The sequence below is a fragment of the Shewanella sp. 10N.286.51.B8 genome (assembly GCF_041469325.1).
GTDB lineage: Bacteria > Pseudomonadota > Gammaproteobacteria > Enterobacterales > Shewanellaceae > Shewanella.
This window is the reverse complement of record NZ_JBFRKG010000035.1, coordinates 98,021-112,548: the sequence shown is the minus strand read 5'-3', so window position 1 is coordinate 112,548 and position 14,528 is coordinate 98,021. Positions and strand designations below refer to the sequence as shown.

Genomic DNA, 14,528 nt, shown 5'->3' with positions numbered 1-14,528 from the left:
AAAGGTTTAGAAACTAAAGCTTAAATTAACCCCTGCATAAGTTTGATCTAAACTGCCCGTGACGCCTTCATTGCGGGCTTGCTGCTTAATATCTTCCATTGCAATCGAGTGACTAACATGGGCGCTAATAGCAATTTCTGAGCTGATTTCATAACCCGCTTCAACTCCGAACTGAAAATGATTGGCACCATCGTAGTCTTGGCTGGCATAGCGAAAATCAAATCCTTGAGTCACATAGGGCGTAACAGAGAAACGTTCACTGATTTGCCAGGGGCTATGTAAACTCAGTTCAACAAAATAACCACTGGCCTCGGTGGCAAAGGTATAAGCCAGTGAAGGAATTAACCAAGGCACGCCGATATAGGCAATTTCAGCAAATAATTCATTATCGTTTGCGCGCTCATCACCATAAAACTCAAGCCGTTGGTAGCCGATTAAGGTTTCTAAGTCATCATGGAGCTGCAAACTATATTCAACACCAAAGTTCCATTCAGTGTAATGAACACTGTCACCACGGCCAACAACTGCATAAGTGGTTAGATTGCCCGTTTCTATGGCTGCGCCAGCCCAATAGATGCCGCCATCTTCAAGGTTATTACGCCCTTCTGAGATGTATTTTGAGTCCCAACCTAAATCAACTGCGACAGCAACATCACTGGCATTCGCTGCTGACATAAAAGGGGAAATACTCAATAGGGATACAGCTAACAATGACAATGTTGGTTTCATATTTAGTATCAGACTCAAAAGGAATTAATTTTTAATGAGAATACATTAACTTTCTCAAATAAAAATGATAACGAGTACGATTTGTGATCAACTTGTCGAATATTTGTTTATAAAAAGTGGCTGACTGAGGTTGAGATCTTATTCACAGTTATTGTGTTGGCTTTCAGTTAGTGAGTGATAATTGCGCTGCTGGCATTTAGTTAATGCACTTAGGGGTTAACAATGGTTGGTCACTATGATGCTTTTATCCTGCTTATGATGATTGCTTACCCTTGAAATTCGCCACTTTAACCCCTATTAACAATGAAGGTGATATTGAATCGACTTCCCGAGGAATCAAAGATGAGCAACCCATTGCTAAGTGACACTGAACTGCCGCAGTTTTCGAAAATCAAAGCGGAGCATATCCAGCCAGCAGTTGAGCAGGCTATTGCAACTTGTCGAAGTAAAATTGAACAAGTGCTAAGCAATAACTCTGTTTACACTTGGGAAAACTTAATTGCCCCCCTTGAAGAAGTGGACGATCAATTAAGCAAAATTTGGTCGCCAGTATCACACATGAACTCAGTGGTTAGCACTGATGAATGGCGCGAAGCGCACGATGCATGCTTACCGTTATTATCTGAATATGGCACTTTTGTGGGTCAGCACCAAGGGTTATACCAAGCTTATAAATCATTGCAACAATCTGACGGTTTTGCAAAGCTTACTACCCCGCAGCAAACCTTACTGACCCATAGTTTACGTGACTTTGAGTTATCGGGTATTGGCTTAAATGATGAGCAAAAACTGCGCTATGGCGAAATAGTAAAACGCCTATCAGAGCTTACCAGTAATTTTTCAAATCAACTGCTTGATGCAACCCAAGCATGGACTAAGCTGATTACCGATGACACTGAATTAGCGGGTTTACCTGATTCAGCTATTGCGGCAGCTAAAGCAATGGCAGAGGCCAAAGAGCTACAAGGCTGGTTATTTACGCTAGACTTCCCTTCATATTTACCGGTAATGACCTACAGCGAAAATCGTCAATTACGTGAAGAATGCTATCGCGCATTTGTCACCCGCGCATCGGATCAAGGCCCCAATGCAGGCGAATTTGATAACAGTGCCAATATGGACGAAATCTTGGCGTTGCGTCATGAGTTAGCCCAGCTATTGGGTTTTGACAGCTATGCTGATAAATCTTTAGCAACTAAAATGGCCAATGATCCTAGTCAAGTATTGTCATTTTTAAATGAATTAGCCCTACGCTCAAAAGATCAAGCCAAAGCTGAACTTGCTGAGTTAAAAGCTTTCGCTAAAGAGCATTATGATGTGACTGAAATGGCATCGTGGGACTTAAGTTTCTACGCAGAAAAATTACAGCACCACAAGTACGAAGTTTCTCAAGAACTACTACGTCCATATTTTCCTGAAAACACAGTGCTATCAGGCTTGTTCTACACAGTGTCACGCCTGTTTGGCTTAACCATTGAAGAGCAACATGAGTTTGATAAGTGGCATGATGATGTGCGTTTCTTCCACATTTATGATGCTGATAAAGTCCATCGTGGCAGTTTCTACCTAGATTTATACGCTCGCAGCGGCAAACGCGGCGGCGCTTGGATGGATGACTGTCGTGGTCGCCGCGTTACATCCACAGGTTTGCAAAAGCCTGTGGCCTATTTAACCTGTAACTTTAATGGCCCAGTGGACGGTAAACCTGCTTTATTCACCCATGATGAAGTGACCACCTTATTCCATGAATTTGGTCATGGTATTCACCATATGCTGACTCAAATTGAAGTGGGCGGCGTATCGGGTATCGATGGTGTGCCTTGGGATGCGGTAGAGCTGCCAAGTCAGTTTATGGAAAACTGGTGCTGGCAAGAAGAGGCATTAGCGAAAATTTCAGGTCATTTTGAAACCGGCGAGCCATTACCAAAAGCTTTATTGGATAAAATGCTGGCGGCAAAGAACTTTCAATCTGGGATGATGATGTTACGCCAACTTGAGTTCTCATTGTTTGATTTTAGAATGCACCATGAGTTTGATGTAGCTAAAGGCGCAGATATTCAAGGCATTTTAGATGAAGTTCGTAGCCAAGTAGCGGTGAATGTGCCACCGGCATTTAATCGTTTTCAGCATGGCTTCGCGCACATTTTTGCTGGTGGCTATGCTGCGGGTTACTACAGCTATAAATGGGCTGAAGTATTATCGGCAGATGCGTTTTCTCGTTTTGAAGACGAAGGTATTTTTAACCCTGAAACCGGTAAAAGCTTCTTAAATAACATCTTAGAAATGGGTGGCAGTGAAGAGCCAATGACCTTATTTGTACGCTTTATGGGTCGTGAACCTAATACCGATGCACTATTGCGTCATTCAGGTATTAACGCCTAGTGAGTTAAGCTTGCGAGAGTTATGACTATTTCAAGGGTGCCTTAGGGCACCTTTTTATTATTTAAAGATCACACATTTTCATTTTAAGTCACTAAATATGCTTAATTTATTGTTGTGAATGCACTAGAATGTTGCTGATAAAAATTAGAATGGAATCGTATTTTGACCGCACAAGTTGAACAAATATTTTTTAGTTTAATGCCAGGTAATTTGGTTGATCTACAAATAAACTCCCCGGTTAAATTTAGAACTAAAGCCACGTTAGTGGGCTACGAGATTGGTAAGTATATTATTCTCAAACATCCAGCTCCGCTTCAGATGAATAATCATCAAGATGTTTTTGCTCATGGTAATGGTGTGGTCGTGCGTTATTTGTTGGAAGGCCAGCAAGGTGAGTGTTTTGCATTTAAAACCACCATTAGAAACATCACTAAATTTCCTGAAAAATTCATATTTCTCACCTATCCCAAAGAAATTGAGAATCGTCAATTACGCACCCATCAACGCTTTGTGACCCATTTACCGTCTTCAATACAGGCAAGAGAAGACAGTGAAGGTAAGCTCGGCTCTGAACTCAAAGGGATTATTGCTGATATTTCTGCCAAGGGGTGTGGCTTCTTGTTTAAGACCGACAATGAAAACCTAAAAGTTAACGAGAAAGACATTTTCGTTAATATTCGCAACGCCAATGACACGAATATCACCATACCAGCCAAAGTATGTAATAGCCGTTTTGAAAATGGCAAAGTCAATGTAGGTATTCAATTTGAAGATAATGATCCGAAAATTAAACAGCTTTTAAACCAGTTGTTTATCGACTTGTAAGCATGATTTAGAGTTCATCTAATTGGCCGACATATTACTGTCGGTTTTTTTATGACTGCAGCTTATAAATCAATTTTTATCATTATCTAATCAACAGAGGTAATTATCGTTTAACGATAATTAGTTGCTGTTAATTATTAAGTCTGTTAACGTTTAATTAACTTCAGCCAACCCTAAATTAATCATGGATAGAATAGTTTTACTTAGTAAATGGATTAAATTACTTATTATATTTTTAGCCTTGCTACAAATCAGTAGTTATGGCGCCACTATGGTATTTGGTGAGTTTCGAGAAGGCGAATACGTAATGACGATCGACTGGTGGGGCTGGTTTAACAGTTACCTGGCTGTCGACTTTGGTGCGCCGTGGAAAATCCTAGCCGAGACACTTTATGCTGAAGGTTTTCATGCTGGAGTGATATTAGGTAGCGTCGAAATTTTACCCTACTTACTTATCTATACTTTTCTATATCAGTTATTTGACCTTTATCAGCAAGGCTTAGTGTTCACAAAAAACAACTTCCGTTACTTACGTCATATCGCGCTGGTATTTGTTTGGTGGATTGTATTGAGCCTGTTTTACCCGATGATTGTGGCTTCTGTACTGCACTTTAGCGGTCTCAGTAGTGCAGTGCCGATTTACTTTAGCCTTGGTAGTTATGAACTTGAGTTTGCCTTGTTCGGGCTAGTTTTTTATTGCATCGCATGGGTGATGAAGCATGCGACTGAATTACAACAAGAGGCAGATCTGACAATTTAATGGCCATAATTATTGAACTCGATGTGATGTTGGCAAAACGGAAAATGAAGTCAACTGAACTGGCTGAACTCGTTGGGATTACGCCACAAAATCTATCGGTGCTGAGAAGTGGCCGCGCTAAAGCTATCCGGTTTTCGACGTTAGATGCGATTTGCCAGCATTTAGCGTGTTCACCGGGTGATATTTTACTGTATCAGGATGAAACCTAGACCGTTTTTTATTAAGGAAGATGAGATGAAAAGTTTGATTAAAAATATACTCTCTGGGGCCGTAGTTGGCTGCATGATATTGATGACAACCGCTTGTACCATAAGGATCAGTGAAGATACGTTTATTGTTAGTGATGAGCAACCAGCCGCCTATCAAACTGATTTTGTTGATCAATTACAGCAAGTCATGCCTAATAATACCATTACGCCAGTGAGTATTGATGCCAGCGAACAAGTCAGGTTGAAAGGCTTTTACATCGATAACCCTACAAGTGATACGACCTTGATGTTTTTTCAAGGTAACGGCATGAAAATTGAGCCTGACAGTTTATCAATATTAACCAGTCTATCTGCGCTCAACACCGATATTTTCATTGTTGATCGTCGTGGATTAGGGGCCAGTGAAGGTCAGCCTCGAATTGAAAATTTAATCGCCGATGCACAGTTGCAACTTGACTATTTACACCTGAATTACCCAACAAATAAAGTGATTGTGCATGGTTATTCTCTAGGCAGTTTCATTGCTGCGCAATTAGTAAAAACCAATAGTGTTGATGCATTAGTATTACAAGGCTCAGCCACCAATGTTGATGATTGGATTGATGAGAAAACACCTTGGTATCTATTATTTACCCATATCGAAATGCCTGAAGATTTCCGTAAAGCAGATAATGAGCAAGTGGTCGCGCAATACTACCAAGGCCCATTACTGGTCATTGGTGCAGAGAATGATGATCAAGTACCAGCAGAGTTGTCTGAAAAATTATTTGATGCCAGTCAGTCAGAGGTTAAAGCGTTAATTATGGTGCCAAATACTGGTCACCAAGGAATGCTAGATAACGCTCACGCGATGAGCCGCTATCAAGCGTTTGTGAATAACTTATAAAGCTGAAAATTAAAAAGAGACGTATATTCGTCTCTTTTTACCATTTTATTTATAACAGAGCTTTAAAATAGATGCTCTTTATAAACAAGCCTTAGGCTAATTTCAAGTCATGCTGCAAGCGATACATCACCATATCTTCAATGGTCAATACTGGCATATTGTGCTTTAAACCAAAGGCGACAATTTCAGGCGCTTTGGCCATAGTGCCGTCTTCGTTCGTTACTTCACACAAAACACCTGCAGGAGATAAACCGGCCATTTGCATTAAATCAACCGTGCCTTCAGTGTGACCACGGCGAGCCATAACGCCACCGGCACGCGCGCGCAGTGGAAATACATGTCCAGGACGAGCGAGGTCGCTGGCTTTAGCATTGGCTGCCGTTGCGGTTTTAACTGTCGTCACCCGATCTTGAGCTGATACGCCAGTGGTAACCCCTTCTTTAGCTTCAATTGAAACCGTAAAAGCAGTTTGGTTAGCACTGTTGTTGTCTTGCACCATTGGCGGCAGTTCAAGTTTGTTGGCTTGCTCGTCCGTTAAACATAAACACACAATGCCGCTGCATTCGCGGATCATTAATGCCATTTGTTTTGCGGTTAAGTGCTCGGCTGAATAAATGATGTCACCTTCGTTTTCACGATCTTCATCATCGAGTAATAACACACCGTTACCTAATCGTAAGGCGGCTAAGGCTTTTTCAACACGTTCGATTGGATCACCAAATGGCGAAAGTAGTGTTAGCTGATTCATGGTTTACTCCTAAAAAAATACCAGAATCAGGGCTTTGAAGAGTGGCTTTACGCCAAACGAAATGCACCAGCATACCTAAGTAGTGGTGTTTTCTATTCTCTTTCATCCGGACTATAACCGTCGGCTCTGGACTGTTAGGCGTACTTCATGTGAAAACATGGCCTAAGTCACCAGATCTGCTGACCTCGAAAAATATCGAGCGCTCGCGGGCTCATCTTGGCGCATTTAGTCGCCTCGATTTACCGCCGGTGGGGAATTGCGCCCCGCCCTGAGAATTTAAATTGTGATGCTTAATAAAGTTAAGCGCGGCCATTTTATGGCAAAAATGACTATAAAAAAAGGGCTTATGCTCACAGTCTTAGATATAAAATGTCATCAAGAGTGGGGCGTTTTAGGGGGTGACTGGATAATTTTGTGAACAAACTTGCTCGCTGGTATGACCTCTGATAGCCTTTGCCGCTGACAAAGGAGTTGTAGCCCCATGAATTTATATTTTCGTCTGTTTTGGTTGTTTGTCTGGCGTATTCGTCACTGTAATCACATCGATTTTTTAGGTACCAGTCGTATTTCATATCGCGCATTACCGCTCGATTGCGATATCAATATGCATCTTACTAATTCTCGCTATCCTGCCTTTTTAGATTTAGCTCGTACTTATATGATTGCTGAAATGGGTTTAATGAAGCGATTTTTAAAACTTAAATGGCTGCCCATTGTAAACGCATCTGAGTTTACCTTTATTAAAGATATTAAGCCGCTGGAGAAATTTGACATTGAAACCAAGATAGTTGGTTGGGATGAGAAATATTTCTATATTGAGCAGCGCTTTGTATCTAATCGTGGGGTTCATTGTATTGCCCATGTGCGTGGTGTGTTTGTTTGCAAAGGTAAGCAAGTGCCTATCAGTAAGTTAATTGCCGAAGCGGGCTACGACGGCGCTATGCCAGTAATGACTGCTGAAGTGGTTAAGTGGAAACAATTTCTGCAAGTAAAAAAAGATCAGAATATTGCCCCTAAGCTGAGTCAGGTAGCATAATAAGCGCTAGTCATTTATTTAACGGGGTTAGCTTGTGGCCAAATTAGAAAAATTCAGCGATATTTTTGACCGCGCCAGTGAGCGTAAAGGTGGCAGTAAGGCGTTAGCTCATTTATTGCCTCTGACCCTTGAAGCGGATGAGATTGGTCAATTTTCTGATGCACAACTTTTGTCTGCCATGAGCAAGCAAGTGTTTCAAAGTGGCTTTGTGTGGCGGGTGGTTGAGAATAAATGGCCTGCGTATGAAAAAGCCTTCTTTGATTTTGAACCGTTTAAAGTATTAATGCTGTCACCGGACCAAATTCAGCAGCGCGCCACTGACGCAACGCTTATTCGCCATCAAAAGAAAACCCAATCTATTGTTGATAATGCCTATATGGTGCAGCAAATTGCGGCTGAGCATGGCAGCTTTGCTGAGTTTATTGCTAATTGGCCATCGGAAGATATCACAGGACTTTGGCAAGTATTAAAAAAGAAAGGCAGTCGTTTAGGTGGCAATACTGGGCCGTATTTTTTACGTAATGTGGGTAAGGATACGTTTTTATTAACCACTGATGTGCAGTCATATCTCAAAGCCACTAAGGTGGTTGATGCCGGATTTACCTCGCAAACGGCATTGCGCCAATCCCAAGCGGCTTTTAACCACTGGCAGCAAGAGTCAGGACTCACCTTGGCTGAAATAAGCCGCATTATTTCACTTAGTGTGGGTGAAAATAGGCTTTAAACCTCATATCGGGCTAAAAACATTTTTGCGCTTTCATCGGCTAAATGCTGCCGTTGTTGATCATTTAACAGTGGGTTACAGGTTAAAATTTGCGGCCAAAAACATTGGCCTTTGATTAAATGCAGCAGTTGTTCATTGGCAAACATCGCATCTTCTATTTGAATCCTTCCATCTAAAGCTGCGGCTTTAATCCAGCGTAATATCGCCGTTTCATGCTGTTTCATTTTTTCAATTTCACGAACCATTTCTTCACTATTGTAAAATAAGTGCCCAATAGCGACGCGTGCCATATCAATATGCTCTCGAGAGTTCATAAATTGAATCTCGGTCAAAATGATGGCTGATAACTGCGAAAACAGCGCTTGTTGCGGCTGATATTGCCCTTGATTGCTGGCCATGGCTTCAAACCATAACTCACTTACAAGGTGCATGACTAAGGCTTCTTTAGTGGCGAAGTGATTGTAAACAGTGCGCTTAGACACTTGTGCCTCTTCTGCCAGTTTATCCATGCTGGTCGCCGCTACACCTAGTTTTTTGAACATCCGCTTGGCTGCGTCAACTATGGCCTCATGCTTTTGCTGGCTGAGGGTTTTCTTGGTTATTGTCATATCTGTTTACAAATCTTCGCTGGGAGTCGTGCAAGTATATTACACTGAGCAGTTTACTTTTCAACAATAAATCAATAAACTGCACCGTGTAGTTTACATTTGCTGTATGAATGTTGAACTGCTACATGCTATTAGTTCAGCCATTTATGGCAATGAGCATTATGATCATTTTAATAAAGCCGTCGTATTGGTTTCAAAGATTGGCAAAATATTTTAATGCCTCAATCAATAAGTAGACTATCTTTTTATTGATTGAAGCATTCCTGACCGTTTTAGTGTCGCAACAAGGTGGTAAAAAGCAGGTGAGCTCAGGTTCGTCGTAACCTCAGCTGAGTGCATTACCTCACCTTGGTATATTTGAGCGCTATATCAATTTATAGGCAAGTTGGGATAGCTAAGGCTAAAAAATAAACTATTCTTTAATGGCGATGGTGCTTACCAATCTGCGCTTAAGATATTTGTTAGCTTTGACGGGATATGTTTATTTTATCAGAAGGCTAGTGATCGTGGTCTAGTCAGCGTATGACAACTTACGCTGCTGTGGTTAAGCAGTATAAAGCATCCTGACAAGGCTCATGATAGTGGCAGGATATGCTGATAAACTCTGTATTCGTGCTACAAGTGCCACAATTAATATTGTAGGTAGGTATTTTTTCAGGATTTAATACTAGGCGCACACCTTTTTTGATTAGAATGTTGTATATTTACGCACTTTTAAAAGTGAGCCAGTTAACCTTTTTGTAACACTTTCGTGTGTATTTTTTGTTGTTGCTACAGCTAAGTCAACAAAGCGTATACAAAGTATCTAAGTTTATTATTTGTTTACAATTTATAATTTTTTAATTGGTTGTAATGGTTGTTGAGCTCGCAAGTGTATGGGATAACAACGTCCATTAAAATTTCAAGCTTAAAACGTTGAAAAACGTTGAAATATATATCCAGCAAATATTTACCCTTCAAACAAGGTGAAATTTACTGATGATGTCATTAGGAGTAGGAGCAGTCATGCGCAAAGCACTGAAAATAGCCTCAGTTATCACTGCGGCTTTATGGATTACCGCTTGTGGTCAAGCCGAACAAGGCCAAGGCCAACAAAAAGCACCACCCGCACCAGTAGGGGTGATGAGTGTGACTGAGCAATCTCAAGCCATTTATGTTGAATTACCAGGTCGTAGTCGTGCTTTTTTAGAAGCGGAAGTACGCCCACAGGTATCAGGCATCATCACCAACCGTGGTTTTGTTGAAGGTAAAGATGTCGAAGCGGGTCAGTCACTGTATCAAATTGACTCTGCAACTTACAAAGCTGCTTTAGTTAGCGCAGAAGCAGATTTAGCCAGCGCGAATGCAGCCTTGGCTTCTGCGAAAGCTACAGCAGACCGTTATGCAGCCTTGGTTAAAACCAATGCTATTAGTGCCCAAGACTTTGATGAAGCTAATGCAGCCTACAAAGAAGCAATCGCTAAGGTGACTGTTGCTGAGGCAGCAATTAATACTGCTAAAATCAACCTTGAATACACAGAAGTACGTGCACCAATCTCTGGTCGTATTGGCACATCAAGTGTCACTCCTGGTGCACTAGTTACTGCTAATCAATCAAATACACTGGCGAAAATTCAGCAACTTGATCCAATCAATATCGATATTGCTCAATCAAGTGCGCAACTATTACGTCTTAAGTCAAAACTTAGACAAGGCAAGTTACAGCAAAGCGAAAATGCTGAAGTGACCCTTATTCTTGAAGACGGTAGCACTTACGAGAACGTAGGTACATTGCAGTTCTCTGAAGTGAGCGTCAATGAAGCAACAGGTTCGGTGATTATCCGTGCTGAATTCCCTAACCCTGATGGGGTGTTGTTGCCTGGTATGTATGTACGCGCGATTTTAAATGCCGGACAAGATCCATCAGCCATTTTAGTGCCGCAAAAAGCCATTACCCGTAACACAAAAGGTGAAGCGGTAGCTATGATTGTTAATGCTGATAATCAAGCTGAAGCGCGCGTGGTGAAAACAGCAGAGGTGATTAATCACCAATGGCGTATTACTGAAGGCTTAAAGGCTGGCGACAAATTGATTGTCGAAGGTCTGCAAAAAGTTCGTCCTGGCGCTGAAGTTGCTCCACAAGTTTTAACCGAAAACACTCCAACTAAATAGGGTAACGTTATGGCTCGTTTCTTTATCGATCGCCCTATTTTTGCATGGGTGATCTCAATTCTAATCATGTTGGCAGGGGTCTTAGCAATTAAAGATCTTCCTGTGGCGCAGTACCCGAGTATTGCACCGCCAACAGTTGAAATAACCGCGTTTTATCCTGGCGCGTCTGCAAAGACCATGGAAGATACAGTAACTCAGGTTATTGAACAACGTATGACGGGTATTGACCATCTGCGTTATATTGCCTCAAGCAGTGATAGTTTTGGTAATGCAAAAATCACCTTAACCTTTAATGCTGAAGCCGATCCGGATATTGCTCAAGTACAAGTGCAAAATAAGCTGCAAGCTGCGATGACCTTGTTACCGCAAGAGGTGCAATCTCAGGGTGTTAACGTGGTTAAATCAAGTGCTGGTTTCTTGATGGTTGCAGCGTTTGTATCTGAAGATGGTTCGCTGGATAAAACCGATATTGCCGATTATGTTGCTGCCAATATTCAAGATCCGTTAAGCCGTGTTGCTGGTGTAGGTGAATTGCAATTATTCGGAGCCCAATATGCAATGCGTATTTGGCTTGATCCGTTAAAGCTGACGCAATACAACTTAACTAGTATTGATGTTATGGCCGCGATTCGTGAGCAAAATGCGCAGATTTCAGCGGGTCAATTAGGTGGTGCGCCATCAATTGCTGGCCAAGAATTAAATGCGACCATTACTGCCCAAAGCCGTTTGCAAACTCCTGAGCAATTTAAAGGGATTATTCTCAAATCTGACACCTCTGGTGCTAACGTTTACCTGAGCGACGTAGCTCGCGTTGCACTGGGTTCTGAAAGCTACTCAGTGGAATCATTCTTTAACGGTAAACCCGCTGCTGGTATTGGTGTGCAGTTAGCCACAGGTGCTAACGCGCTTGATACCGCAAATAATGTTCGTGAAATGCTTGCTGACTTGCAAACTTATTTCCCTGACAGCTTAGAGATTTATTACCCATATGACACTACGCCATTTGTTGAGAAATCAATTGAAGGTGTTGTGCATACCCTTATCGAAGCAGTGATTTTAGTGTTCCTGATCATGTATCTGTTCCTGCAGAACTTCAGAGCAACACTAATTCCAACGATTGCGGTACCCGTGGTATTACTTGGTACATTCGCCATTTTATCAGCGACTGGTTTCTCTATTAACACCTTAACCATGTTCGCTATGGTACTGGCTATTGGTCTGTTAGTAGATGATGCGATTGTTGTGGTGGAAAACGTCGAACGTGTTATGTCTGAAGAGGGCTTAAGCCCACTTGAAGCCACCCGCAAATCGATGGATCAAATTACTGGCGCACTTGTGGGTATTGGTTTAACCCTGTCAGCAGTATTCGTACCTATGGCATTTATGTCAGGTTCAACTGGTGTTATTTATCGTCAGTTCTCGATTACGATTGTGTCTGCAATGGCGCTGTCTGTTTTAATCGCGATGATTTTAACCCCGGCATTATGTGCCACCATGCTTAAACCAATTCCAAAAGGCCATACCCATATTAATACTGGGTTCTTTGGCTGGTTTAACCGTAACTTTGATAAGTTAACCTCGCGCTATGAAGCGGGTGTAGCAAAAATCCTTAAGCGTACTGTGCGCATGATGGGTGTCTATCTTGTACTGGTTATCGCGACTGGTTGGATTTTCATGCGCATGCCAACAGCATTCTTGCCAGATGAAGACCAAGGCATCTTGTTTACCCAAGCAATTTTGCCAACTAACTCGACTCAAGAAAGCACCATGAAAGTGCTTGAGGATGTGAGTGACTATTACTTGGAAGAAGAAGGCGATATCGTTAAATCTGTATTTAGTGTTGCAGGTTTCAGTTTCGCTGGCTCTGGTCAAAACATGGGTATTGCTTTCGTCGGTCTTGAAGACTGGGCTGAACGTGGTGGTGAAGGGCAAGATGTTCAATCCTTGTCTAACCGTGCAATGGGTCGTTTCATGCAGATGAAAGACGCCTTAGTGTTTGCCTTTGTACCGCCAGCGGTAATTGAATTAGGCACGGCCAATGGTTTTGATATGTACCTGCAAGATCGTAGTGGTCAAGGTCATGAGGCGTTAATTGCAGCCCGTAATCAGTTATTAGGTATGGCAGCGCAGAATCCGAACCTTGTGGGCGTACGTCCTAATGGGCAAGAAGATGCACCTATGTACCAAATCCATGTTGATCAAGCTAAAATTCGCGCCTTAGGTGTGGATATCGATGATGTAAACAGTGTACTAGCAACCGCTTATGGTGGTTCGTATGTGAATGACTTTATCGACCGTGGTCGCGTTAAGAAAGTATACGTACAAGGTGATGCTGAATACCGTATGCAACCAAGTGATTTAGAAACCTGGTTTGTGCGTAACTCAAAAGGTGAAATGGTACCTTTCTCGGCCTTTACTACTGGTTCATGGGAATTTGGTTCGCCACAATTACAACGCTTTAACGGTTTACCAGCGGTCAATATTCAAGGTGCAACTATGCCCGGATATAGCTCTGGTGATGCAATGCTTGATTTCGAGAGAATGGTGCAAGATTTACCACCAGGGTTTGGTATCGAGTGGAATGGCTTATCTTATGAAGAGAGACTATCAGGTAACCAGGCTCCAGCGTTATACGCACTGTCTATTCTAGTGGTATTCCTTGTATTAGCGGCACTTTATGAAAGTTGGACGGTACCATTTGCGGTAATCCTAGTTGTGCCATTAGGGGTTATCGGGGCACTGCTGGCGATGAATGGTCGTGGTTTACCTAACGATGTATTTTTCCAAGTAGGTCTACTGACGACGGTAGGGCTGGCAACCAAGAATGCCATCTTGATTGTAGAATTCGCCAAAGACTTCTATGACAAGGGTGCAGGACTGGTTGAAGCGACTTTGCACGCAGTGCGAGTACGTTTACGTCCAATCTTGATGACATCTCTAGCCTTTGGTTTAGGTGTTGTACCGCTAGCAATTAGTACCGGTGTTGGTTCTGGTAGTAAGAATGCACTAGGTACAGGCGTACTTGGTGGCATGATGAGTTCTACCTTTATTGGTATCTTCTTAATCCCACTGTTCTTCGTGGTGGTTGAGAAAATCTTCAATAAGAAAGAGCGTAAAGGTTATGTACCACCTGAAACGAAAAGTGATTCAGCTGAATAAGCGCTAATCACTGTAGTTATCCTTAAAAAGCCCAGCAGATGCTGGGCTTTTTGTTGCTCGTTATTTAAGGCTTATTGCCTTTAATCAGCCATGCTATCGCTTAAGTTGATGAGCTGACTCAGGGAGAAGTGCGCCGTTACTGTGACCTAACATAGTGAGATATGCTTAATGGCATGGGCGCAGGTTAACGGCGCTATGACAAGAACGACCGGATCAGTGGGAGCACCTTGTATTGCAATAACTCGAGTCAGTTAAGTTGAGTTCGATGCTTTGGTTGCAGAACCTCGGTTATAGCTAGCAAATGCAACTAA

12 protein-coding genes and 1 riboswitch are annotated in these 14,528 nt (G+C 42.2%); of the genes, 9 read left to right on the top strand and 3 right to left on the bottom strand.

Going from position 1 to position 14,528, the window contains the following annotated elements; all coding sequences use genetic code 11:
* Window positions 1-6 precede the first annotated feature (6 nt).
* Window positions 7-729, bottom strand: coding sequence for a hypothetical protein (locus AB4160_RS14090; RefSeq protein ID WP_372005139.1), 723 nt, complete (start codon window positions 727-729; stop codon window positions 7-9).
* 342 nt (window positions 730-1,071) lie between these two features.
* Here AB4160_RS14090 and prlC point away from each other — a divergent pair, with 342 nt between their 5' ends.
* From prlC to AB4160_RS14065, 5 genes are all read left to right on the top strand, one after another.
* On the top strand, window positions 1,072-3,111 hold the full coding sequence (gene prlC, locus AB4160_RS14085; RefSeq protein WP_102530968.1) for an oligopeptidase A: 2,040 nt from the start codon (window positions 1,072-1,074) through the stop codon (window positions 3,109-3,111).
* A 162-nt stretch (window positions 3,112-3,273) separates the two neighbouring features.
* A complete protein-coding gene (locus AB4160_RS14080) occupies window positions 3,274-3,936 on the top strand; it encodes a flagellar brake protein (protein ID WP_372005136.1) in 663 nt (220 codons plus the stop codon).
* Window positions 3,937-4,120: 184 nt separating this feature from the next.
* Window positions 4,121-4,696 carry a DUF2975 domain-containing protein gene (locus tag AB4160_RS14075; RefSeq protein WP_372005134.1) on the top strand — a complete coding sequence of 192 codons (576 nt, stop codon included), beginning with the start codon at window positions 4,121-4,123 and terminating at the stop codon, window positions 4,694-4,696.
* Window positions 4,696-4,905, top strand: a complete 210-nt coding sequence (locus tag AB4160_RS14070; RefSeq protein WP_102439378.1) for a helix-turn-helix transcriptional regulator — start codon at window positions 4,696-4,698, stop codon at window positions 4,903-4,905. The genes AB4160_RS14075 and AB4160_RS14070 overlap by 1 nt, the downstream gene beginning before the upstream one ends.
* A gap of 25 nt (window positions 4,906-4,930) precedes the next feature.
* The gene (locus AB4160_RS14065; RefSeq protein WP_372005132.1) at window positions 4,931-5,791 is read left to right on the top strand and encodes an alpha/beta hydrolase; all 861 of its coding nucleotides are present in this window, start codon (window positions 4,931-4,933) and stop codon (window positions 5,789-5,791) included.
* A 91-nt stretch (window positions 5,792-5,882) separates the two neighbouring features.
* On the opposite strand, the gene ribB is transcribed toward AB4160_RS14065, so the two are convergent.
* On the bottom strand, window positions 5,883-6,539 hold the full coding sequence (gene ribB, locus AB4160_RS14060) for a 3,4-dihydroxy-2-butanone-4-phosphate synthase (protein WP_372005129.1): 657 nt from the start codon (window positions 6,537-6,539) through the stop codon (window positions 5,883-5,885).
* Window positions 6,540-6,629: 90 nt separating this feature from the next.
* Window positions 6,630-6,819, bottom strand: a riboswitch (FMN riboswitch).
* A gap of 201 nt (window positions 6,820-7,020) precedes the next feature.
* Here ribB and AB4160_RS14055 point away from each other — a divergent pair.
* Both AB4160_RS14055 and AB4160_RS14050 read left to right on the top strand, forming a co-directional pair.
* Entirely contained in the window at window positions 7,021-7,575 is a 555-nt protein-coding gene (locus AB4160_RS14055; protein WP_102439381.1) for a thioesterase family protein, read from the top strand.
* Between the two features lie 34 nt (window positions 7,576-7,609).
* Window positions 7,610-8,299 carry a DNA-3-methyladenine glycosylase I gene (locus tag AB4160_RS14050; protein WP_102439382.1) on the top strand — a complete coding sequence of 230 codons (690 nt, stop codon included), beginning with the start codon at window positions 7,610-7,612 and terminating at the stop codon, window positions 8,297-8,299.
* Here AB4160_RS14050 and AB4160_RS14045 read toward each other — a convergent pair.
* Window positions 8,296-8,907, bottom strand: a complete 612-nt coding sequence (locus tag AB4160_RS14045) for a TetR/AcrR family transcriptional regulator (RefSeq protein ID WP_102439383.1) — start codon at window positions 8,905-8,907, stop codon at window positions 8,296-8,298. The two genes, AB4160_RS14050 and AB4160_RS14045, sit on opposite strands and share 4 nt — an antisense overlap.
* 1,005 nt (window positions 8,908-9,912) lie before the next feature.
* Between AB4160_RS14045 and AB4160_RS14040 the strand changes: the two genes are divergently transcribed.
* Both AB4160_RS14040 and AB4160_RS14035 read left to right on the top strand, forming a co-directional pair.
* Window positions 9,913-11,058 (top strand): efflux RND transporter periplasmic adaptor subunit, encoded by a 1,146-nt coding sequence (locus AB4160_RS14040; protein WP_372005127.1) that lies wholly within the window; start codon window positions 9,913-9,915, stop codon window positions 11,056-11,058.
* 9 nt (window positions 11,059-11,067) lie between these two features.
* Complete coding sequence (locus AB4160_RS14035; protein ID WP_372005125.1) at window positions 11,068-14,217, top strand: efflux RND transporter permease subunit; 3,150 nt, start codon at window positions 11,068-11,070, stop codon at window positions 14,215-14,217.
* Window positions 14,218-14,528: the final 311 nt, after the last annotated feature.

Excerpts from the sequence above, each read along its gene's own strand:
- AB4160_RS14070 (WP_102439378.1), top strand. The coding sequence starts at position 4,696 with ATGGCCATAATTATTGAACTCGATGTGATGTTGGCAAAACGGAAAATG.
- AB4160_RS14045 (WP_102439383.1), bottom strand. The coding sequence starts at position 8,907 with ATGACAATAACCAAGAAAACCCTCAGCCAGCAAAAGCATGAGGCCATA.
- AB4160_RS14055 (WP_102439381.1), top strand. The coding sequence starts at position 7,021 with ATGAATTTATATTTTCGTCTGTTTTGGTTGTTTGTCTGGCGTATTCGT.
- AB4160_RS14075 (WP_372005134.1), top strand. The coding sequence starts at position 4,121 with ATGGATAGAATAGTTTTACTTAGTAAATGGATTAAATTACTTATTATA.
- ribB (WP_372005129.1), bottom strand. The coding sequence starts at position 6,539 with ATGAATCAGCTAACACTACTTTCGCCATTTGGTGATCCAATCGAACGT.
- prlC (WP_102530968.1), top strand. The coding sequence starts at position 1,072 with ATGAGCAACCCATTGCTAAGTGACACTGAACTGCCGCAGTTTTCGAAA.
- AB4160_RS14040 (WP_372005127.1), top strand. The coding sequence starts at position 9,913 with ATGCGCAAAGCACTGAAAATAGCCTCAGTTATCACTGCGGCTTTATGG.
- AB4160_RS14090 (WP_372005139.1), bottom strand. The coding sequence starts at position 729 with ATGAAACCAACATTGTCATTGTTAGCTGTATCCCTATTGAGTATTTCC.
- AB4160_RS14035 (WP_372005125.1), top strand. The coding sequence starts at position 11,068 with ATGGCTCGTTTCTTTATCGATCGCCCTATTTTTGCATGGGTGATCTCA.
- AB4160_RS14065 (WP_372005132.1), top strand. The coding sequence starts at position 4,931 with ATGAAAAGTTTGATTAAAAATATACTCTCTGGGGCCGTAGTTGGCTGC.